The sequence below is a fragment of the Stenotrophomonas maltophilia group sp. Smal13 genome, assembly GCF_030236855.1.
Classification (GTDB): Bacteria; Pseudomonadota; Gammaproteobacteria; order Xanthomonadales; family Xanthomonadaceae; genus Stenotrophomonas; species Stenotrophomonas maltophilia_A.
This window is the reverse complement of sequence record NZ_JASJSQ010000043.1, coordinates 1-21,713: the sequence shown is the minus strand read 5'-3', so window position 1 is coordinate 21,713 and position 21,713 is coordinate 1. Positions and strand designations below refer to the sequence as shown.

The 21,713-nt window shown below is 66.6% G+C and carries 20 protein-coding genes; 5 read left to right on the top strand and 15 right to left on the bottom strand.

Annotated elements, in window-relative coordinates:
* Positions 1 to 63 precede the first annotated feature (63 nt).
* From cyoE to QRO95_RS14835, 4 genes are all read right to left on the bottom strand, one after another.
* A complete protein-coding gene (cyoE, locus tag QRO95_RS14850) occupies positions 64 to 957 on the bottom strand; it encodes a heme o synthase (RefSeq protein ID WP_010484229.1) in 894 nt (297 codons plus the stop codon).
* Between the two features lie 4 nt (positions 958 to 961).
* Positions 962 to 2,125 carry a heme A synthase gene (locus QRO95_RS14845; RefSeq protein ID WP_032129725.1) on the bottom strand — a complete coding sequence of 388 codons (1,164 nt, stop codon included), beginning with the start codon at positions 2,123 to 2,125 and terminating at the stop codon, positions 962 to 964.
* Between the two features lie 10 nt (positions 2,126 to 2,135).
* Entirely contained in the window at positions 2,136 to 2,705 is a 570-nt protein-coding gene (locus QRO95_RS14840; protein ID WP_032129724.1) for a hypothetical protein, read from the bottom strand.
* Between the two features lie 109 nt (positions 2,706 to 2,814).
* The gene (locus QRO95_RS14835; RefSeq protein WP_049461907.1) at positions 2,815 to 3,531 is read right to left on the bottom strand and encodes an SURF1 family protein; all 717 of its coding nucleotides are present in this window, start codon (positions 3,529 to 3,531) and stop codon (positions 2,815 to 2,817) included.
* 57 nt (positions 3,532 to 3,588) lie between these two features.
* On the opposite strand from QRO95_RS14835, the gene QRO95_RS14830 reads away from it, so the two are divergent.
* Positions 3,589 to 3,807 (top strand): twin transmembrane helix small protein, encoded by a 219-nt coding sequence (locus QRO95_RS14830; protein ID WP_005412025.1) that lies wholly within the window; start codon positions 3,589 to 3,591, stop codon positions 3,805 to 3,807.
* A 20-nt stretch (positions 3,808 to 3,827) separates the two neighbouring features.
* Here QRO95_RS14830 and QRO95_RS14825 read toward each other — a convergent pair whose 3' ends face one another.
* Genes QRO95_RS14825 through QRO95_RS14800 form a run of 6 tightly spaced genes read right to left on the bottom strand, consistent with a single transcriptional unit; the run spans position 3,828 to position 8,667 of the window.
* On the bottom strand, positions 3,828 to 4,703 hold the full coding sequence (locus tag QRO95_RS14825; protein WP_005412024.1) for a cytochrome c oxidase subunit 3: 876 nt from the start codon (positions 4,701 to 4,703) through the stop codon (positions 3,828 to 3,830).
* 14 nt (positions 4,704 to 4,717) lie between these two features.
* Positions 4,718 to 5,308: a cytochrome c oxidase assembly protein gene (locus tag QRO95_RS14820; RefSeq protein ID WP_285302889.1), complete on the bottom strand. Its 591-nt coding sequence runs from the start codon at positions 5,306 to 5,308 to the stop codon at positions 4,718 to 4,720.
* On the bottom strand, positions 5,305 to 5,541 hold the full coding sequence (locus QRO95_RS14815; RefSeq protein ID WP_285302888.1) for a hypothetical protein: 237 nt from the start codon (positions 5,539 to 5,541) through the stop codon (positions 5,305 to 5,307). The genes QRO95_RS14820 and QRO95_RS14815 overlap by 4 nt, the downstream gene beginning before the upstream one ends.
* Before the next feature lie 8 nt (positions 5,542 to 5,549).
* A complete protein-coding gene (gene ctaD / locus QRO95_RS14810) occupies positions 5,550 to 7,157 on the bottom strand; it encodes a cytochrome c oxidase subunit I (protein ID WP_004153896.1) in 1,608 nt (535 codons plus the stop codon).
* Positions 7,158 to 7,216: 59 nt separating this feature from the next.
* Positions 7,217 to 8,179 carry a cytochrome c oxidase subunit II gene (gene coxB, locus QRO95_RS14805; RefSeq protein ID WP_049421198.1) on the bottom strand — a complete coding sequence of 321 codons (963 nt, stop codon included), beginning with the start codon at positions 8,177 to 8,179 and terminating at the stop codon, positions 7,217 to 7,219.
* An 11-nt stretch (positions 8,180 to 8,190) separates the two neighbouring features.
* The gene (locus QRO95_RS14800; protein WP_004153894.1) at positions 8,191 to 8,667 is read right to left on the bottom strand and encodes a DUF2244 domain-containing protein; all 477 of its coding nucleotides are present in this window, start codon (positions 8,665 to 8,667) and stop codon (positions 8,191 to 8,193) included.
* Positions 8,668 to 8,941: 274 nt separating this feature from the next.
* On the opposite strand from QRO95_RS14800, the gene putA reads away from it, so the two are divergent.
* Entirely contained in the window at positions 8,942 to 12,160 is a 3,219-nt protein-coding gene (putA, locus tag QRO95_RS14795) for a bifunctional proline dehydrogenase/L-glutamate gamma-semialdehyde dehydrogenase PutA (RefSeq protein ID WP_285302887.1), read from the top strand.
* 118 nt (positions 12,161 to 12,278) lie between these two features.
* On the opposite strand, the gene pnuC is transcribed toward putA, so the two are convergent.
* Both pnuC and QRO95_RS14785 read right to left on the bottom strand, forming a co-directional pair.
* Positions 12,279 to 12,851, bottom strand: coding sequence for a nicotinamide riboside transporter PnuC (gene pnuC, locus QRO95_RS14790; protein WP_032129718.1), 573 nt, complete (start codon positions 12,849 to 12,851; stop codon positions 12,279 to 12,281).
* Positions 12,852 to 12,993: 142 nt separating this feature from the next.
* Positions 12,994 to 14,343, bottom strand: coding sequence for an outer membrane protein transport protein (locus QRO95_RS14785; protein WP_049461914.1), 1,350 nt, complete (start codon positions 14,341 to 14,343; stop codon positions 12,994 to 12,996).
* Between the two features lie 226 nt (positions 14,344 to 14,569).
* On the opposite strand from QRO95_RS14785, the gene QRO95_RS14780 reads away from it, so the two are divergent.
* Entirely contained in the window at positions 14,570 to 15,262 is a 693-nt protein-coding gene (locus tag QRO95_RS14780; protein WP_285302886.1) for a rhomboid family intramembrane serine protease, read from the top strand.
* Between the two features lie 117 nt (positions 15,263 to 15,379).
* Here the strand turns inward: QRO95_RS14780 and QRO95_RS14775 are convergent, their stop codons facing one another.
* From QRO95_RS14775 to QRO95_RS14765, 3 genes are all read right to left on the bottom strand, one after another.
* Positions 15,380 to 15,802 carry a hypothetical protein gene (locus QRO95_RS14775; protein WP_285302885.1) on the bottom strand — a complete coding sequence of 141 codons (423 nt, stop codon included), beginning with the start codon at positions 15,800 to 15,802 and terminating at the stop codon, positions 15,380 to 15,382.
* Between the two features lie 83 nt (positions 15,803 to 15,885).
* On the bottom strand, positions 15,886 to 17,358 hold the full coding sequence (locus QRO95_RS14770) for a S41 family peptidase (RefSeq protein ID WP_285302884.1): 1,473 nt from the start codon (positions 17,356 to 17,358) through the stop codon (positions 15,886 to 15,888).
* A gap of 108 nt (positions 17,359 to 17,466) precedes the next feature.
* Positions 17,467 to 18,765, bottom strand: coding sequence for a murein hydrolase activator EnvC (locus tag QRO95_RS14765; RefSeq protein ID WP_100437697.1), 1,299 nt, complete (start codon positions 18,763 to 18,765; stop codon positions 17,467 to 17,469).
* Between the two features lie 95 nt (positions 18,766 to 18,860).
* On the opposite strand from QRO95_RS14765, the gene QRO95_RS14760 reads away from it, so the two are divergent.
* Positions 18,861 to 19,523: a hypothetical protein gene (locus tag QRO95_RS14760; protein WP_032129713.1), complete on the top strand. Its 663-nt coding sequence runs from the start codon at positions 18,861 to 18,863 to the stop codon at positions 19,521 to 19,523.
* Positions 19,524 to 19,609: 86 nt separating this feature from the next.
* A complete protein-coding gene (locus QRO95_RS14755; protein ID WP_285302883.1) occupies positions 19,610 to 21,325 on the top strand; it encodes a M28 family metallopeptidase in 1,716 nt (571 codons plus the stop codon).
* The last annotated feature ends 388 nt before the right edge of the window (positions 21,326 to 21,713 follow it).

The window sequence follows — 21,713 nt, the reverse complement described above, 5'->3', positions numbered from 1 at the left end:
CCACCATCAGACCGGGTCAGAGCCCCGACGGGGATCCGCCCCCGAGTCGAGCATGGCTCGACTCTACAGCCAGGGCAGGATCCAATGGTCCACCAGCAGGAAGGCGAACAGCGCCATCAGGTAGACGATGGAGTAATAGAACATCTTCATCGAGAACAGTTCGTCCGGCGGATTGAGCATGCGCCAGGCGTACCAGAGGAACACCGCATTGAGCACGATCGCGCCGCCCAGGTAGAACGCACCGCTCATGCCCACCAGGTACGGCAGCAGGCAGACCAGCGCCAGCACCACCGAATACACCATGATCTGCTTGCGGGTGTGCACCACGCCGTGGGTCACCGGCAGCATCGGGATCTCCGCTTTGGCGTAGTCCTCGCGGCGGAAGATCGCTAGCGCCCAGAAGTGCGGCGGCGTCCAGATGAAGATGATCAGCACCAGCAGCGACGAGTACGCCCAGTCCGACGAACCCTGCATGCCGGTCACCGCAGCCCAGCCCAGCATCGGCGGCATCGCGCCGGCCAGGCCACCGATGACGATGTTCTGCGAGGTCGCACGCTTGAGGTACACGGTGTAGATCACCGCGTAGCCGATCAGCGAGGCAAAGGTCAGCACGGCGGTGATCAGGTTCACCCACAGCACCAGGATGACCATCGACAGCACGATCAGCACGCCGGCGAACACCAGCACCTGCCACGGCTTGACCTTGCCCACCACCAGCGGCCGCCACGAGGTGCGGGCCATCTGCGCATCGATGTGCGCATCCAGCAGCTGGTTGATCGCCGCGGCCGCCGAAGCGGCCAGCCAGATGCCCAGGAAGCCGAGCACGCCTGCGCGCACCTGCTCCCAGCTGGGCACGCCGGGGATGGCCAGGACCATGCCGACCAGGGCGGTGAAGACAATGAGGGCAACGACCTTGGGCTTGGTCAGGTCCCAGTACTGGCGGTAATTGGAAAACATGGAATCAGTCCGGGGCACGCAGGCGGGCCAGCAGGCTGACCAGCACGAACAACAGGGCAACGGCCACGCCGTTGTGGGCCACCGCCACTTCCAGCGGCAGCGCCAGCTTCACATTGAGGATGCCGAGGGTGACCTGCAGCACCAGCAGCGCGATCAGCGCGCTGGCCCAGCCACGCATGCTCGGCAACCGGAACAGGCGCACGCCCAGCCACAGCAGGTAGACGGCCACCACCACCGCGAACAGGCGGTGCGCCATCTGGATGGCGATACGCGAGGCGCCATCCAGCACGCCGCCTTCGTAGTCCACGCCGATGCCACGCCACAGGGTGAAGCCTTCGACGAAGTTGTGCTGCGGCCACCACTGGTTGGCGCAGCGCGGGAAGTTGTCCAGCGAGGCGCTGCCACCGCCGCAGGCCAGCGCCGCGTAATTGGCGCTGACCCAGCCCCCCAACGCGATCTGGGTGACCAGCACCGCCACGCCGATGCGCAGCAGCCACTTCAGCTTCGGCGCCTCGGCCAGCGTGATCGGCATGTGCGTCGCGCGCCAGGCCATCCACACCAGCAGGCCGAACATCAGCATGCCACCGAGCAGATGGCCCATCACTACGATGGGTTTGAGCAGCAGGGTCACCGTCCACATGCCCAGCAAGGCCTGGAAGATCACCACCGCCAGGGTCAGCAATGCAGCGCGCGCCAGGTCGATGTTGCTCCAGCGCAGCGCGGCGATCAGCAGGATCGCCTCACCGATCAACGCCAGCACGCTGGCCGTGCCATGCCAGCCCATCATGTACAGCGGTATGCCGGCGGCCACCAGCACGCAGGCGGTCACCACCGCCGTGCTTCCGAATCGCCGCTTGCGCGTGGCCAACAGGGCCAGGGTCAGGATCTCGATGCCCAGCGCGCCAGCCAGGAAGCGGTGCACCTGCTCACGCCAGGCCTTGTGGGTCTCCAGCGGGCGGATCTCCGCCGCCGGGTGGCCGATGGTCTCTTCCACGTGCTGCGGCCAGGTGGCCTGGCCATAGCAGGTCGGCCAGTCCGGGCAGCTCAGGCCGGCATCGGACAGGCGCACGAACGCGCCGAACATGATCGTGCTCGCGGTCATGATCATGGCGAACCACGCCAGGCGGTGGAAATTGCGGTGCAGCGCCGGACGCGCGGAAAGGCTCATCAAACGGGACTCACTTCAGTTTCAGCAACGTGGCCATGTCCTTGCGCAGGCCACCCAGGTCGGTGCCCGGGGCATGACGCATGATCACGAAGCCGTTCGGATCGATCACGTAGACCGGCAGGCCAGCCGGATCGTCGACGCCGGGCAGGGCCGCGCGCAGTGCTGGCGACGGAGCCAGCGGCCGCAGCGCGGGCAGCGAGGCGATCGACGCCGGTGGCGTTCCCAGCCACAGGATTTCGACATTATCGGCGTTATGGCCGAACAGCTGCCACACCTTGCCCAGTCCCTGCGACAAAGTGACGCACTGCGCGTCGCAGGCACCGGCCGGCGCCACCAGCAGACGCCAGGTACGGGCCTCGGGGTTCCAGGCGTAGGGCTGGCCGCTGGCCAGGGTCGGCGCCTGCTGGCGCAGGTCCACCGGCGGCTTCAGCAGCTGGCCGGCATTGCGGTGCCCGGTCGGTTGCCAGCCGGAGAAGCGCAGCACGGCGGCCAGTGCCATCGCACCGAAGAACACGGCAAACAGCAGCACCAGGGTCCGGCGGCCGGAGCCGCGCGCCTGCGGGGACGTAGCAGTGTTCATGCGGGGCATTTTCTCATGGTTGGGTAAGGGATGCGGGTGTGGTGCCCCGGTAGTGCCGGCCGCTGGCCGGCATCCAGGAATCCGAGGGGATGCCGGCCAGCGGCCGGCACTACCGGGCCACGGCACGTCTCCTGCGCCACTCCAGCACCAGCGCGACCACCAGCACGGTCAGGGCCAGGCCGAACCACTGCACGGCGTAGCCCAGGTGACGCTGCGGCGGCAGCGTGTTCGGCAGCAGGTCCAGATCGCGTTCGTCGCCGAATGGCAGTGCCGGGTCCAGGCGCAGGACGCGGTCGGGCAATACCGGTAGGCCAAGCGCCGCCGCCAGGCCTTCGGCGGGCAAACGGCTGGCCAGCCAACGCCCGGCCTCATCGGTAGCGGAGAACGCCGGGCCCAGTGCCAGTCCCGCCGACGGCGGCGGCGCCAATAACCCACGCACCGCCACCGGCGAAGGCGGCGCCGGCACATCCGGCAGCGTGCGATCCGGCGGCAGCGCGCGCCAGCCGAGGTCGACCAGCAGCACGCTGCCTCCGTCACTGCGGAACGGACGATAGATCTTCACCCCGGCGCGACCATGCCGGGTCTGGTTGTCCAGCAGCACCACGCCGGGCAGGAAGCGGCCGTGGTCGGCCACGCCGTGCAAGGCGCCGGGCGCCGCCAGGGCCTGCGACAACGGAAGCGCTTGCGCCACAGCTGGACCCTGCGCATCCAACATTGCCTGTTTGGCATGCATGCGCTGCAGTTGCCACAGCCCCAATGCGCTGAAACCGGCCATCGCCAGCACCGCCAACAGCCAGCCGATCACGCGCGTGTGCTGGCGCATCATGACAAGTCCGCGCAAACGCGGTCAGATAGGCGCATCCACCCTGCCCTCGAGCCGCGCATGAGTGATTCGCTGAAGACCCTGCTGGTAATCGCGTTTCTGATCGTCATCGTCTGGAATCTGGGCGCCGGCCTGTATTACCTGCTGGTCGACCGCGGCCAGACCAAGCGCACGGTCAACGCACTGACCCGCCGCATCGCGGTGTCGGTGGCGTTGATCCTGCTGGTGATCGTGAGCATCTACATGGGCTGGATAAAACCGCACGGCATCGGCGGCTGAGGCCACCGATACGTGCGCGGTCAAAGCACGTAGACGAACATGAAGAGCATCAGCCACACCACGTCGACGAAGTGCCAGTACCACGCGGCGGCTTCGAAACCGAAATGGTTGTCGCGGGTGAAGTGCCCCTTGGCCGAACGCAGCCACATCACGATCAGCATGATCGTGCCCAGCAGCACGTGCGCACCGTGGAAGCCGGTCAGCATGAAGAACGTTGAACCGTAGATGCCCGAGCCCAGTGTCAGGTTCAGTTCCTTGTAGGCGTGGATGTACTCCTCCGCCTGCAGGGTCAGGAAGCCGAGGCCGAGCACCACGGTCAGGCCCAGCCAGATCAGCAGCTGGCGACGGTTGCCCGCCTTCAGCGCGTGATGGGCGATGGTCAGGGTCACGCCGGAGGTCAACAGGATCAGCGTGTTGATCAGCGGCAGGCCCCAGGCCGGAATGGTCTGGAACGCGCCACCGATCGCCGCCGGGCCATTGGTCGGCCATCCGGCGGAATAGCCCTGCCAGAGCAGCTCGTTGGTCATCACCCCGCGGCCTTCGCCGCTGAGCCACGACAGGCCCAGGTTGCGGGTGTAGAACAGCGCGCCGAAGAACGCACCGAAGAACATCACTTCGGAGAAGATGAACCAGATCATCCCCATCCGGAACGAGCCATCGACCTGATGGTTGTAGTTGCCGGCCTGCGATTCGCGCACCACGTCGCTGAACCACCAGAACAGGGTCAGCACCAGCATCGCGATGCCGATGTAGAACGTCCAGCGTCCCCAGCTGGCATCGTTGAGCCAGCTGGCCACACCGACCATGGTCACCATCATCGCGATGGAACCCACGAACGGCCATTTGCTCTGGGCCGGGACGAAGTACACGTTGGCGTCGGTCGGTGTCTGGGCCATGTCGGTATCCGGGGTCAGGGTGCGGCGTGCGCGCCTTCCGAGGTGGCGGCCGGAGCCAGCCGATCGGACAGCACGTCGTTGCGGTAGAAGGTGTAGGACAGCGTGATCGTCTTGATCTCCGGTGGCAGGTCCGGATCGACGATGAAGCGCACCGGCATGTCGCGCTTCTCGCCGGCCTGCAGCGTCTGCGCGGTGAAACAGAAGCACTCGGTCTTGCTGAAGAAGCCCGACGCACGCGCCGGCGCCACCGAAGGCACCGCGCTGCCGACCACTGCCTGCTGGCTGTCATTGCGGGCGAAGTACAGCGCTTCGTTGAGTTCGCCGGGCACCACGTCCATGGTCAGCTGCTCGGGATGGAACGACCATGGCAGCCGTGAGTTGACCCCGCCATCGAATTCCACGCGCACGGTGCGCTTGCCGGTCACGGCGCCGGTACTGGCCTCGCTGCCGGGACCGCGCTCCAGGCGCACGCCGAATACCTTTTCGCAGGCGATGCGGTACAGCGGCACCAGCGAGAACGTCAGCAGGAACACCGCCACCGCCACGCCGATCAGGCGCGGCAGCCCCGCACTGCGTGACGGTGTGCTGGCCGGCGCCTCGCTCATCGGCCGATCACCCCGCTGAGGATGAAACCGACGTAGACCAGCACGGCGATGGCGCCGACCCACATCGCCGTGCGCCTGGCGCGCTGGCGTTGCTGGTCGATGCTTCCACCCTGGTAGAGCCGACCGCTGGTCGGCTGCGCTTCGCTGTTGTAGAGCCGACCGTTGGTCGGCTGCTTTTCGTCAGTCGAGCATGGCTCGACTCTACCGATCGGGAGCGGGCTTTCGTTATGCATGCCCCACCTCAATGCGTGATGTCGTCATGCGCCAGATCCCCCGGGCGGATGGTCGGCGGCGTGGTGAACGTATGCGCCGGCGCCGGCGACGGCAGCGTCCATTCCAGGCCGCGCGCACCTTCCCACGATCGGGCCTCGGCCTTCTCGCCGTTGCGCAGCGAGGACAGCAGGATCGCGGCCATCATGAACGGGGTGACGAACATGCCGAACGCGCCGATCGAGCTGATCAGGTTCCAGTCGGCGAAGGCCACGCTGTAATCGGGAATGCGGCGCGGCATGCCGGCCAGGCCGAGGAAGTGCTGCGGGAAGAACAGCAGGTTGACGAACACGATCGACCACCAGAAGTGCACCTTGGCCCACTTCTCGCTGTACATCCGCCCGGTCCACTTCGGCCACCAGTAGTACACCGCCGCGATCAGCGCGAACACCGCGCCGGTCACCAGCACGTAGTGGAAGTGCGCGACCACGAAGTAGGTGTCGTGGTACTGGAAGTCAGCCGCCACGATGGCCAGCATCAGGCCGGAGAAGCCACCGATGGTGAACAGGATGACGAACGCCACCGACCACAGCATCGGCGCCTCGAACGTCAGCGAGCCACGCCACATCGTGCTGACCCAGTTGAACACCTTCACGCCGGTCGGGATCGAGATCAGCATGGTGGCGAACATGAAGTAGATCTCGCCGCCCAGTGGCATGCCCACGGTGAACATGTGGTGGGCCCAGACGATGAACGACAGGAACGCGATCGCGGCGGTGGCGTACACCATCGCCTGGTAGCCGAACAGCGGCTTGCGGCTGAAGGTCGGGATGATCTCGCTGACCACGCCGAAGGCGGGCAGGATCATGATGTAGACCTCGGGGTGCCCGAAGAACCAGAAGATGTGCTGGTACATCACCGGGTCACCGCCACCGGCGGCGTTGAAGAAGCTGGTGCCGAAGAACTTGTCGGTCAGCAGCATGGTCACCGCACCGGCCAGCACCGGCATCACCGCGATCAGCAGGAACGCGGTGATCAGCCAGGCCCAGCAGAAGATCGGCATCTTCAGCAGGTCGATGCCCGGCGCACGCATGTTGAGCACGGTGGCGATGATGTTGATCGCGCCCATGATCGAACTGATGCCGGCCACATGGATGGCGAACACGCTGAAGGCGACGTTGTAGCCGCCCTGCAGCGACAGCGGCGGGTACAACGTCCAGCCGCCGGCCGGTGCACCGCCAGGGAGGAACAGGGTCAGCAGCAGCAGGCTGAAAGCCACCGGCAACAGCCAGAACGACCAGTTGTTCATGCGCGGCAGCGCCATGTCCGGCGCGCCGATCTGCAGCGGAATCATCCAGTTGGCCAGTCCGACGAAGGCCGGCATCACGCCGCCAAAGATCATCACCAGCGCATGCACGGTGGTCATCTGGTTGAAGAACTCGGGCTTGACGAACTGCAGGCCCGGCTGCGCCAGCTCGGCACGGATCACCACGCTCATCGCCGCACCGATGATGAACATGATGAAGCTGAAACCCAGGTACAGCGTGCCGATGTCCTTGTGGTTGGTCGAGAAGAACCAACGCTCGAAGAAACTCTGCTGGTGATGGTGATCGTCGTGCCCAACTGCCGAGTGCGCCATTGCAAAACACCTCTCAGAATCGGTTGTCACCACGGCCGCGAACGGCCGCGGGCTTTACATCACGCTCCGCTGGCCGCGGTGGCAGGCGCGCTGCCCGCTTCTGCAGCAGCAGGCGCAGCCGGTGCCTCGCTCGCCGGTGCAGTCGGTGCAGCCGGTTCGGCAGGTGCCGCCGGCGTTGCCGGCTCGGCGGGCGGCGCCGGCTTGCGCTGTGCCAGCCACTGCTTGAACTCTTCCTTGGACACCGCCTCGACCACGATCGGCATGAAGCCATGGTCCTTGCCGCACAGCTCGGCGCACTGGCCGCGGTAGACGCCGGGCTGCTCGATGCTGGTCCAGGCCTCATTGATGAAACCGGGGATGGCGTCCTGCTTCCAGCCCAGCGCCGGCACCCACCAGGCGTGGATCACGTCGTCGGAGGTGATGACGAAGCGCACCTTGGTATCGACCGGCAGCACCAGGCGGTTGTCGACATCCAGCAGGTAATGCGGGTGAGTCTCGCGGGTCGGCACGATGCCACTTTGCCGCACGCGGTCGGACTCGCGGTCCAGGCGGCTGGTGAAGGTGACGTTCTCGCCGAGATATTCGTACTTCCACATCCACTGGTAGCCGGTGACCTTCACCGTCATCTCGGCGTCGCGGGTGTCGTACATCTTGATCAGGTTGGCCGTGGCCGGCCATGCCATCACGATCAGGATGATCACCGGGATCACCGTCCAGATGATCTCGGCCTTGGTGTTGTGGCTGAAGGTGGCGGCGACCGCACCCTTGGATTTGCGGAACTTGAAGATGGCGTAGGCCATCGCCCCGAACACGATGACGCCGATCACCGTGCAGATGATCAACGAGAGATTGTTCGATTCCCAGGCCAGGCGCGAGGTCTGGGTCACCCCCTTGCCCATGTTCAGCTGCCACGGCTTGGGATCGGCCGCCTGGGCCCAGGCCAACGCCGGCATCAGTCCCCCGGCCACCATGGCGGCGACCGCTGCAACGCACTTCGTGCCCCACCTGCTGCTTTGCTTCATTGCCTAGACCCTTAGCGTCGTCGGTTGCCGCCATCGCTGGCGGCGAGCAAGCTTTCAAGTGTCTCTGCGAGCGTCTGACGTTCGGCCGGCGCGAGGAAACTCCCCACCTCCACCTGCCGGCCGCTGGATGCCAGCCGGACCCTCTCGTCGTCGGTGAGCAGGCGCACCCAGTGGGGGTGGGCCCGGAACACCGGCGATCCACCGGGTACGGGGATGACCTCCACGTACGCCGGCACTACCCGGATCTCCTCCTGCCGTTCACCACTGCGCCACAAGGCACGCAGTGCCGCCGCCAGCACCAGGCTGTACAGCAGCGCGAACAGGGGGGCGAATGCATTGCCGGCCAACCACCCGAGGGCGGACACCAGCCACATCGCACCCGACAACACGGTGAACAACAGGACGAACTGCCGGGCATCGAGCGCCCGTGGGGGACGCAGCCGCAGCTGCGTACCTGACCCATCCGGAGCTGGAAGCACCTCGATCATGTCGCAACCGCGTTCCTGCCGCGGGAAACGTCTCGATGGTAGCCCCGCCCTCTCGCCGGTAGCAAGGGTGCATTCACACTTTTTACCATGCTGCAACACAGCATGAGGTCGGCGGCACGAATGACGAATTCAGCACAAATTCTGCCGAGCTTGCTGAACACGCTGAATCCACCGCAGCTAGGGGCTATCAGCGCTTCACGAAGGTGGCTGATGGGCACTTCCGCAACCCGCAAAAATGATTAAAATCGCCAAGTTTTCCACTGGCCGGACCGGCATGAACGCACCTTCCTCCTCCCCTGCCGCCCACGACGCTCCGCGTCCCGGCGCGCTGCTGTCGCCGGAACTGCCGGCGCCCCCCAACCCGTTCCGCCAGGCCATCACCGATGGCTGGTTGAAGGACGAGGCCAGCCACGTGCGCGAGCTGCTGGCGCAGGCCCGCCTGCCCGCCGAAGAGCAGGCCAAGGTGCAGGCGCTGGCCGCCGACCTGGTCGGCCGCGTGCGCGTGCGTGCCAAGGACCAGGGCGCGATCGAAGCCTTCATGCGCCAGTACGACCTGGGCAGCGAGGAAGGCGTGCTGCTGATGTGCGTGGCCGAGGCGCTGCTGCGCATTCCGGACCAGGACACCGCCGACAAGCTGATCCGCGACAAGCTGGCCGATGCCGACTGGGAAAAGCACCTGGGCGGCAGCGACTCCGTGCTGGTCAACGCCTCCACCTGGGGCCTGATGCTGACCGGCAAGCTGGTGCAGATGAACGACGCCACCCGTGCCGATGCGCCCAGCGCGTTCAAGCGCCTGGTCGGCCGCGTCGGTGAGCCGGTGGTGCGCCTGGCCGTGCGCCAGGCGATGAAGATCATGGGCCACCAGTTCGTCATGGGCCGCACCATCAGCGAAGCGCTGTCGCGCTCGCACAAGGGCGACAACGCGAACTACCGCTACTCGTTCGACATGCTGGGCGAAGGCGCGCTGACCATGAAGGACGCGCTGCGCTACCTGGAAGACTACCGTCGTGCGATCCACGCCATCGGCGGCGACCACAAGGCACGCGGCGGCCGTCCGGACGGCGACGTCAACAACGCGCCGGGCATCTCGATCAAGCTGTCGGCGCTGTACCCGCGCTACGAGCACGCCAAGCGCGCGCGCGTGCTGAAGGACCTGGTGCCGGGCGTGCTGGAACTGGCACAACTGGCCAAGAGCTACGGCATCGGCTGCACCGTCGACGCCGAAGAGTCCGACCGCCTGGAACTGTCGCTGGACATCATCGAGCAGGTCTTCTCCGACGCCTCGCTGGCCGGCTGGGACGGCTTCGGCGTGGTCGTGCAGGCCTACCAGAAGCGCACGCCGTACACGATCGACCACCTGGCCGACATGGCGCGCCGCGCCGGTCGCCGCCTGCAGGTGCGCCTGGTCAAGGGCGCCTACTGGGACGCCGAGATCAAGCGCGCGCAGATCGAAGGCTACCCGGGCTACCCGGTGTTCACCCGCAAGCAGAACACCGATGTCTCCTACCTGGCCTGCGCCAAGCGTCTGTTCACGCATGCCGACGCGATCTACCCGATGTTCGCCACGCACAACGCACACACCATCGCGGCCGTGCGCAGCATCGCCAATGGCGGCGTGTACGAGCACCAGAAGCTGCACGGCATGGGCGACGACCTGTACGCCGAAGTGGTGCCGGCCGACCGCTTGAACCTGCCCTGCCGCGTGTATGCACCGGTCGGTTCGCATGAAGACCTGCTGCCGTACCTGGTGCGCCGCCTGCTGGAAAACGGCGCCAACTCCAGCTTCGTCAACCGCATCACCGACGAACGCGTGCCGATCGCCGACCTGATCCGCGATCCGGTCGAGATGGTCGCTTCGTTCGAATCGATTCCGCATCCCAAGATCCCGCTGCCGGTTGACCTGCTGCGCAGCCAGAACCACGACAGGAAGAACTCCATGGGCGCCAACCTCGCCAACGACAACGAACTGCGCGCCCTCGCCGAGCAGATCAACGCGGCTGTGAAGCCGTGGCAGGCCGCCCCGCTGGTGCCGGGTGCCAACACGGCCGGCGCCGCGCTGCCGGTGACCAATCCGGCCGACACCCGCGAAGTGGTCGGCCAGTGGCTGGCCGCCGATGCCGCCACCGTGCAGAAGGCCCTGGCCAACGCCGTGGCCGCGCAGCCGGCCTGGAACCGCACCCCGGCCGCCAGCCGCGCCGCCATCCTCGAGCACGCCGCCGACCAGCTGGAAGCGCGCATGCCGGAGTTCATGGCGCTGTGCGTGAAGGAAGCCGGCAAGAGCCTGCCCGACAGCATCGCCGAAGTGCGCGAAGCGGTGGACTTCCTGCGCTACTACGCCAAGCAGGCGCGCGAGCAGTTCAGCCACGCCGAGAAGCTGCCGAGCCCGACCGGTGAATCCAACGAGCTGCAGCTGCACGGCCGCGGCGTGTTCGTCTGCATCAGCCCGTGGAACTTCCCGCTGGCGATCTTCCTGGGCCAGGTCGCTGCCGCCCTGGCCGCCGGCAACAGCGTCATCGCCAAGCCGGCCGAGCAGACCAACCTGATCGGCTACTACGCGGTGAAGCTGCTGCACGACGCCGGCGTGCCGGCCGAGGTGGTGCAGTTCCTGCCGGGCGACGGTGCCACCGTCGGTGCCGCGCTGACCGCCGACCCGCGCGTGGCCGGCGTGGCCTTCACCGGCTCCACCGACACCGCCCGTGCGATCAACCGCGCGATGGCCGCACGTGACGCCGCCATCGGTGTGCTGATTGCCGAGACCGGTGGCCAGAATGCCTTCATTGCCGACTCCTCGGCACTGCCGGAACAGCTGGTCAAGGACGCGATCGGTTCGGCCTTCACCTCTGCCGGCCAGCGTTGCTCGGCCGCGCGCGTGCTGTTCGTGCAGGACGACATCGCCGACAAGGTGATGACCATGCTGGCCGGTGCGATGAAGGAACTGAAGGTCGGCAACCCCGGCCTGCTGTCCACCGACGTCGGCCCGGTGATCGACGCCGATGCGCTGAAGATCCTGCAGGACCACGCCGAACGCATGGACCGCGAAGCGCGCCTGATTGCTGCCGCCGAGCTGTCTGCCGAAGCGGCCAATGGCACCTTCTTCGCACCACGTGCGTACGAACTGAAGGATCTGGGCCAACTGCAGAAGGAAGTGTTCGGTCCGGTCCTGCACGTGATCCGCTGGAAGGGCGACCAGCTCGACGCGGTGATCGACCAGATCAACGCCACCGGCTACGGCCTGACCCTGGGCGTGCATTCGCGCATTGACGAGACCGTCGACCGCATCAGCAACGGCGTCCACGTCGGCAACGTCTACGTCAACCGCAACCAGATCGGTGCGGTGGTCGGCGTGCAGCCGTTCGGCGGCCAGGGCCTGTCCGGCACCGGTCCGAAGGCCGGCGGCCCGCACTACCTGCTGCGCTTTGCCACCGAAAAGACGGTGACGGTGAACACCACCGCTGCCGGCGGCAACGCCTCGCTGCTGACCCTGGGCGACTGATCGCCCGGTAGTTGCAGTGAACGAAAAACCCCGCGAAAGCGGGGTTTTTTGTGCCTTTTTTCCTGTAGCGCCGAGCCCATGCTCGGCTTGTACGGTGCAGCCGAGCATGGGCTCGGCGCTACACCCGCATCAGGCCGCGCCAATGACGCAACGCCACCAGCGCGTTGATCCAGAAGCCCACGTACAGGATCGAGGTCAGGTGCAGGCCACGGCTGTAGTACAGCGGCACCGCCACGGTGTTCACCAACAGCCACACCCACCACGATTCCAGCTTGCGCCGCATCATCAGGATCTGCGCGATCACGCTCAGCACCAGCACCGCCGAATCGATGTAGGGCGCGTAGGCGTTGGTCAGTCGGGTCAGCATCCAGCCGTAGCCGAACGTGGCCACCACCGCCAGCGGCGCCAGCCAGGCCCATGCACGCGGCCGCAATGAGGTGATCGGCAGCGGCGCGCCGTGATCGCCACGCAGCCACTGCCACCAGCCCAGCACGCTGATGGCAATGAAGAAGAACTGCAGCACCATGTCCGCGTACAGGTGCGAGCGCTCGAACACCGCGGCAAACAGTGCGCAACCGACGATGCCCAGCCACCAGGTGTGCACGTTGTTGCGGCCGGCCAGCAGGATCGAGCCGGCGACAGCGATGTTGGCAGCCAGCTCCAGCTGGAAGTTCGGATCGGACAGGTTCATGGCGCCATTGTCGTGGATCCACGCCGTGGATGGCTGCGCTCTTCGGTAGATCCACGCCGCGCGTGGATGGCCCGTGGCCACAGAAAAAGAAAGCCCCGCTTGCGCGGGGCCTTCCGTGTGCTGCGTCAGGCCGAGGCCCGAATCAGAACTTGTACTGGAACGAAGCCGCCAACACGTCGCCACGGACCTTGTACTTGCCCGACAGCGAGTTGCCCTGGTTGGCAGTGGTCGCACGCACGTTCACGTTCGGATCGCTGGTGAACAGGTGGGTGTAGCCAAAGTTGTACTCGGTGTTTGCCGACGGGGTCCAGCCCACGCCCAGCGACAGCCACTTGCGGCTGGTATCCGGCACGCGCGCGTCGCGGTGGGCGTCGGTGGTCGGGGTCTGGTCCAGCGCAACACCACCGCGCAGGGTGACGGTGTCGCTCAGCTTGTAGTCGGCGCCCAGCGACACGAAGGTGGTGTCACGGTAGCCGAACTCCAGGACCGAGTCCGCCTGCGGCGACGCGTAGTCGACGGTGACGCTGTCAAAGGCGGTCGACCAGGCGGTACGGGTCACGTCGCCCATCACGGTCCAGCGGTCGTTGACCTTGTGGGTCACGCTCAGGGTGGCCGAGGCCGGCATGGTCACCGTGGCCTTGCCGCTGGTGTCCATGAACCAACCGCGGGTACGCGGCGAGTTGGTCAGCAGCGAACGTGCGCGGTCGGCGCCGCTGAAGGTCGCATCACCACCGGTGATCTTGTGCTCGACCTTCGAACGGTAGCTCAGGCCGATGTGGGTGTTCTCGTCGATCGAGAACAGGCCACCGACGGTCCAGCCCACGGCATTGTTGTCACCCTCGATCTTCAGGGTGCCATCCGCGCTGCCCGGGGCGAAGCCCGGAGCGCCGGCGCCGGCCAGGATGCTGCCGTAGTCGACGGCGTTGCTCAGCTCGATGGTCAGGTGCTCGACGAACACCGACGCGCCGAACGACACGTACGGGTTGACGTCATACGACGCGGCGAAGCCAAGGTCGATGGCCTTCAGATCGGTCTTCAGGCCGCTGTAACGACCCACCCAACCGTTGTCGTATTCGGTCTTGAAGCCGAACGGTGCGGTCAGCGACACACCGAAGTGGGCCTTCTCGCCGATCGGCATGTGGAAGTACGCAGCCGGGACCGGAGCGATCATGCCGGCGTCGCCGCCGTCACCACCGGTCTGCGGGCGGCCTGCCGCATTGCGGCCCTGGCCCTTGAACTCGGCCTTGAAGCTGATGGCGCTCAGGTCGCCCTGGACCATCGTGCCTTCCAGCTGGCGCATGCCGGCCGGGTTGACGGCGATGATGGAGGCGTCGCCTTCGGCGCTGCCGGAACCGGCGAACGCGCGGCCGAGGCCCTTGGCGCTGTTTTCCTTCAGCTGGAAGGCAGCAGCGTTGGCGTCGGCGGCGGCCAGCGCACCGGCAACGCCGACGGCCAGCAGGGTCAGACGGGCAATGGTGGAAGCGGTTTGCATCGTAGTTCTCTCTCCGGTAAGCGGTGATGGTGCTCTGAGTGCGCCTGCGCCCGGCAGGCCTTGGGGCCCTTCGGAGCGCGCCGGATTCCCCTCCCGACATACGACGCCGTATGCGAGTATTACCCAGAGCTGTTAATGAAACAATAACAGCGCAGGCGCTTTTTTCGTCCCAGAAGCTGAACAGGACAATCCCCGCCGTAAGCGCCCGCACGCTAGGCTATTGCCCATGTTCGTCTCCCTCCCGTCGCGCAAGAAGGCGGCCCTGCGCTGGGCCACGCCCGTGCTGTTTGCGGCACTGTGGCTGGCGTTCCTGTGGTCGATCTCGCGTCCGGACGACGCCCGGGGCAGCCTCTGGCTGGACTGGGGCGCCCTGTCCACCGGCCTGACCCACCCGCTGGACTGGTGGGCGACCCTGCAGGACGGCAGCGTGCTGCGGCTGTTCACGGCCCTGTTCCTGCACGCGGACTGGTCACACCTGCTGGGCAACCTGGTATTCCTGCTGATCTTCGGCCTGCCCGCCGAGCGGGTGCTGGGGCCGTGGCGGCTGCTGCTGCTGTTCCTGGTCGGCGGTGCGGTGTCCAATCTGGTGGCGATCTACACCATGGGCAGCCCCGACCAGATCATCATCGGTGCCAGCGGCGCGGTGTCCGCACTGATCGGCGCCTATCTGGCCCTGTTCCCGGGCGCCCGGCTGGGCGTGGTCATTCCGCTCGGCCTGTTCCTGGAGTTCGTGCGCGCCCCGGCCTACCTGCTGATCGGCGTCTGGGCCGCCCTGCAGGTGGTGTTCGCCCATATCGGCCCAAGCTTCGGCATGGTGGCCTGGTGGGCGCACATCGGCGGCTTCGTGTTCGGCGTGGTGTACGGGGTCTACGTGCGGGCGGCCATCGCCCGCCGCCTGCGCAAGCACCACGGCTTCTGACCCCTGGTAGTGCCGGCCGCTGGCCGGCTCCATGCGCACCCGCTCGTTCGTGGCGTCGAGCGTGCTCGACTCCTTCATCGATATGGATCTGCTCCGTCCGCGATGACGCCGAATGCGTCACTCGCGACTGACCACCAACGTGTTGTGGTGGGTATCGAACAGCAGCGTAGCGCCGTCATCCAGCACCACGAAGTATTCAAAGAACGGCAACTCGCCGAGCAAAGGAATCAGTTCACTTGCCTGCAGAGTCCAGATCGGCCACGGCAATGCGCGCTCATCTGACGCTACCAGGCACATTTCACCGTTCACTTCCGCCAGCAGTTCAGCCAGCAGTTCAGCCAGGCAGGAAAGGCCTTCATCGCTGCTGTCGTATTGGATCGTCTGATCAGACGTCGCTTTGCCTGCCCACCAATAGACAAAGCGCGGATCGATTCCATGGCGGACCGCCAGGGATTCCAGCAAGGTGGCGGCCCGGTCAGGTGGCAGCGGATCACGACCAAGCAGTTGGCTGATCGTAGTCGCCAGGTTCGAATCGTCCATGGGCCGATTCTATCGGGCGACGCCTCGGCCGCGTCGCCTTGTGGATGAGCAGGGTGTCCGCCGGGCACAGCCCGGCGCTACCGTCAGGGCTTGGCCGGGACCGGAATGGGCTTCGCTTCCAGCTTCGGTTCTACCTTCGCTTCCGGCTTCGCTTCCGGCTTCGGTTCTACCTTCGCTTCCGGCTTCGCCGCAGCGGCCTTCGCAGCCTTGGCCGCATCCGCTTTTGCCGCTTCGGCCTTCAAGCGTGCAGCCACCGAACCCGGGGTCTTCAGCTCGGCCAGCGCGTCGTTGATCGGGCCATCGCCCGGCAGTACCGCACCGGCGTGATAGCCCTCGGTGCCCTCGTCGTCACCGCGCAGATGACCCGGCAGGGTCGCTTCGCTGTAATCGCTCAGGCTGGCCGGCAGTGCATCCTCGGCCGGCGTAGCGGCCGGCTTCAGTTCGACCTCCGGCACGATGCCCGTGGCCTGGATCGACTTGCCGCTGGGCGTGTAATAACGCGCGGTGGTCAGCTTCACCGAGTCACCGTTGTCCAGCGGCAGCACGGTCTGCACCGAGCCCTTGCCGAAGGTGCGGCTGCCAACCACGCGGGCGCGCTTGTTGTCGCGCAGTGCGCCGGCCAGCACTTCCGAGGCACTGGCCGAACCGGCGTCGACCAGCACCACCACCGGTGCGCCCTTCAGCAGGTCGCCCGGCGTTGCATCGAAACGTGCATCGCTGATGCTGATGCGGCCGCGGGTACTGACGATGTTGCCCTTGTCGAGCAGGTCGTCGGCCACCTGCACGGCAGCAGTCAGCAGGCCACCCGGGTTACTGCGCAGATCCAGCACCAGGCCCTTGAGCTGGCCACCGGACTGCTTCTGCAGCTGCTGCACGTGCTTCTGGAAGTCCGAACCGGTGTCGGCCTGGAAGGTGCTCAGGCGGATGTAGCCATAGCCCGGTTCCAGCAGGCGGCTGCGCACGCTGGTCACGCGGATGGTCTGGCGGGTGAGGCTGACATCGAACGGCTTGGGCTTGCCTTCGCGCACGATGGTCAGCACCACCTTGCTGCCGGCCGGGCCGCGCAGCGGTTCGCTGGCATCGATCGCGCTGATCGGCTTGCCGTCGATGGCGATGATCAGGTCACCGGCGAGGATGCCGGCCTTGGCCGCCGGCGTGTCGTCGATCGGCGAGATCACCTTCATGCTGGCGTTGTCCGGCTGCTGCTGCAGCTCAACGCCGATGCCTTCGTAGGCACCGCTGGCCTGTTCGTCGAAGGCCTGCGCGTCTTCCTTGTTGAAGTAGGTGCTGTGCGGGTCGAGGTCGAGCAGCAGGCCACGCACCGCTGCCTGCATCAGCTTCTTGTCATCGACCGGATCGACGTAGGCGGCCCGCACTGCGTTGTAGACGGCCACGAAGCGGCGGATGTCCTCCAGCGGCACCTTCGAGGTCACCGCCTCCTCGCTGCTCGCTGCCTGCCCGCCGGTTTCCTGGCTCGGGGCGGGCGCGGTCTGCTGCGCCCAGGACAGCGCTGGCAACAGGGCCAGCAAGAGGGTGGCGGTACGGGCTGCGCGCATGGATCACTCCTGTCGACGTTGGCATCGTGCCCAAGGCACATGCACCGATTATGCGCGAAGCACAGCTAAATTCCCGTTGAATCCAGCCCGCACGTGGCGAGCCGGGATTCAGCGCCGCTGCAGCCAGCTGTCCGGATTCACCGGTTGCCCGCCACGACGCAGCTCGAAGTACAGCGCGGTGACCCCTTGGCCCCCCGAGTTGCCGACCTTGGCCACCGCATCGCCACGGCTGACCCGTGCACCGGCGTCCTTGAGCAGGGTGTCGTTGTGGGCGTACAGGCTCATGTAGCCATTGCCGTGGTCGACGATCAGGATCATGCCGTAGCCGGTCATCCAGTCGGAGAACACCACGGTACCGTCGGCCACAGCGGTGACGGTGCTGCCGGCCGGTGCGCCGATCAGCACGCCGCTGCTGGTACGCCCGTCAGGCAGCTTGCCGCCGTAGCGGGCCAGCAGGTTGCCGGACAACGGCCAACCCAGGCCCCCCACCTTCGGCGCCGGTGCGGAAGCCACCGCCGGCGGAACCTTGGTGGGCGGTGGCGGCCGTCCCTGTGCCGCGGCCTGGCGTGCGGCACGTTCGGCGGCCGCCTTCTCCGCAGCCGCACGGCGCGCAGCCGCGCGACGCTCGGCCTCGGCACGGGCGGCGGCCGCACGCAGATTGGCCAGCAGTGTTTCCAGCGCCTTGGCGTCCTGGCCCAGCGCCTGTTCCTTCTCGCGCTGGTCCTTGAAGCGCTCGTCCAGCGAGGCCACGGTCTTTGCACGATCGCGGCGGTCGGCTTCCAGCGCCGCTGCCTGCTGCTTCTGGTCCTGCTGCGCCCCCTGCAGCTTCTGCTTGCGCTCGGCAATCTGCGCCTGCAGCGCTTCCAGTTCCTTCAGGTCGGCGGTCAGCGTGGTGATGCGCTGGGCCCGCTCACGCTGCAGGTAGCGGTGGTAGGCCAGGGCGCGATTGGCATCGGCCACCGTGTCCTGCGACAGCAGCAGCTTCAATGGTGCGTGGTTGCCCAGCTGGTAGGCCGCACGCAGCAGGCCGGCCAGCTCGCGATGCTGCTGGGCGAGGTTGACCTGCAGCGTGCTGCGGCGTTGTTCGGCCTCGGCCAGGGCGTGGCCCTGCTCGCGCAGCGCGGTTTCCGTCTGCGCAAGCGCGCGGCCGGTGCGGGCCACCTTCTCGTCGGCCTCACGCAACTGCTGCGAGGCCTGGCCACGCTGGCCCTCGATCTGCCGGCGCTCCTGCGCCACGCCCTTCAGTTCACTGCGCAGTTTCTGCAGCTTGCGCTCGGTCTCGCGCGTGGTCTGCGCGGCCCCCGGCAGCGGCAACGCCAGTGCCAAGGCCAGCCCCAACAGCAGGCAGCGCCCGCCGCGAGCGGCGGCGATGTGATGTCGGCGTGATGGGAAGGCGTTGTTGCGCAAGGGCTTTCCAGTGACTTCAGGCAGTTGCAGGGGGTACCGGGGAATGGTGACATCTCCGCACGCGGCCTGCCAGCCGCACATCCATCGAGGTCCCCATGAAAGCTCTCTCCATTCCGCTGCTGTTGGGCGTACTGCTGGTCACCGGGCCAGTGGCAGCGCAGGAAAACATCAGCAAGGTCAACGGCAGCATCAGCGCCGAACCCGGCCAGCGCTACGGCAAGCTGGACACCGTCAACGGCGGCATCCGTGTCGGCGAAGGTGTCGAGACCGGCAGCATCGACACTGTCAACGGCGGGGTCAAGGTCGCCGATCGCGCGCGCACCGGCAAGATCGAAACGGTCAACGGCGGCGTACGCCTGGGCCGCGAAGTGATCGCACACGGCAGCGTCAGCACCGTCAACGGCAGCATCTTCAGCGATCGCGGCAGCCAGATCGAAGGCGGCGTTGAAACCGTGAACGGTGGCATCGGGCTGGTCGAAAGCCGCGTCGGCAACGACGTGGAAACCGTCAACGGTGACATCACCGTGGGCATCGGTTCGCAGGTCAAGGGCGGTGTGCACGTGCGCAAGCCAAACTTCAGCGTCTCGCTGACCGCCAGCCGCAAGCCACGCGTGATCATCGGTCCGAATGCCGTGGTGGACGGCCCGTTGCAGTTCGAACGCGAGGTGGTGCTGTACGTGCACCGCACGGCCCGCATCGGCCCGGTCACCGGCGCCGAGCCGATCCCGTTCGACACCGAAACCGCTCCGGCGGACTGAGCACACCGCGCCCATCGGTTCGGTGATACTCGCTGTTACCGGTCGTACACGTGGTGCGGCCGCCCTTTGTTTTCCAGGAATCGACGATGCCCCGCAAACTCCTCCTGTGCCTGGCCGCTGCGGCCGCGCTCAGTGCCTGCAAAGGCGAAGACACTCCGGCGCCCGCGCCGGCCACCGACACCGCCACTGCCAAGCCGGCGGCCCATGCGTTCTCGCCGGAGATCAACGCCGGCGACTTCGCCGAGATGGTCAAGACGCTGGCTTCGGATGAATTCGAAGGCCGCGCCCCGGGCAGCAAGGGCGAGGAACTGACGGTCAACTACATCCGCGACCAGATGCAGCGCATCGGCCTGCAGCCCGGCAACGGCGACAGCTGGTTCCAGGATGTGCCGATGACCGAGACCACGGCCGACGAATCGACCGTGCTGAAGATCACCCAGGGCGGCAAGACCACCGAGCTGAAGTTCGGCACCGACATGGTGGTGGGTACCCGTACCGGCCAGGCCGAGGTGAAGGTCGATGCCAGCGACCTGGTGTTCGTCGGCTACGGCGTCGACGCGCCGGAGCAGAAGTGGAACGACTACGCCGGCCAGGACTGGAAGGGCAAAACGGTCGTCATGTTCGTCAACGACCCGGGCTTCCATGTCGATGACGCGAAGCTGTTCGACGGCAAGCGCATGACCTATTACGGCCGCTGGACCTACAAGTTCGAGGAGGCTGCGCGCAAGGGCGCCGCTGCCGCGCTGATCGTGCACGACACCGCCGGCGCTTCCTATGGCTGGGATGTGGTGAAGAACTCCTGGGCAGGCCCGCAGTACGACCTGCCGGCCAAGGATGACCCGGAAGCCCGCATTCCGGTGCAGGGCTGGTTGAGTGCCGACGCTGCCAAGTCGCTGTTCGCCGGTGCCGGCCTGGACCTGGCGCAGGCCTACAAGGACGCCAGCAAGCGCGGCTTCAAGCCGGTGCCGCTGAAGGCCACCGCTGCGGTCGATCTGAAGAGCCAGATCGCGCAGAAGCAATCGCGCAACGTGGTGGGCGTACTGCCGGGCAGCAAGCGTGCCGACGAGGCCGTGCTGTACATGGCGCACTGGGATCACCTGGGCAAGCACGAGGGCGAGACCGGCGACAACATCTACAACGGCGCGGTCGACAACGCGACCGGCGTGGCCGGCATCCTCGAGGTGGCTGAAGCCATGGCCCACCAGGAGCCGAAGCCGGAGCGCTCGGTGGTGTTCCTGGCGGTGACCCTGGAAGAATCCGGCCTGCTGGGTTCGAAGTACTACGTTGCCCATCCGACCTTCCCGCTGGACAAGATCGCCGGCGTGATCAACATCGACGCGATGTCGGTGGCCGGCCGTGCCAAGGACGTTACCGTCACCGGCTTCGGCAGCTCGGAACTGGAAGACATCCTCAAGCCGCTGGCCGCGGCCCAGGACCGTACCCTGCACGGCGAGACCTCGGTACAGAGTGGCTTTTACTTCCGTTCCGATCACTTCAACTTCGCCAAGGCCGGTGTGCCGGCCCTGTACGCCGATGGCGGCGAAGACCTGCGCGAGGGTGGCGTGGACGCGGGCCGCAAGGCTGCAGCCGACTACGGCGCCAACCGCTACCACGGCCCGAAGGACGAGTTCGATGCGGCCACCTGGAAGCTGGACGGCACCGTGGAAGACCTGCAACTGATGTACGGCGTCGGCAAGGAACTGGCCGGTGGCGATCGTTGGCCGAACTGGTACGAAGGCAACCCGTTCAAGGCAGCCCGCGACGCGATGATGAAGGACAAGGCCCCGGCTGCGGCGAAGTAGCGTCGAGCTTGCTCGACTGAGTACTGAAGCAAGCCAAGGCGGCGCCCGCAAGGGCGCCGCTTTTTTGTGTGTGATCGCGCCCTGCAGTTGTAGATGCCAACCTTGGTTGGCGCCGTGGTTCCGTGCAGAGAGCATCCACGCATGGCGTGGATCTACTTGTAGTGCCTGCCGCTGGCCGGCAAATGATCGCTGTGTGGGCCTGCTGTTGGTAGCTGCCAACCTTGGTTGGCGCCATGGTTCCTCGCAGAGGACCTCCACGCATGGCGTGGATCTACTTGTAGTGCCTGCCGCTGGCCGGCAAACGATCGCTGTGTGGGCCTGCTGTTGGTAGCCGCCAACCTTGGTTGGCGCCGTGGTTCCTCACGGAGGGCATCCACGCATGGCGTGG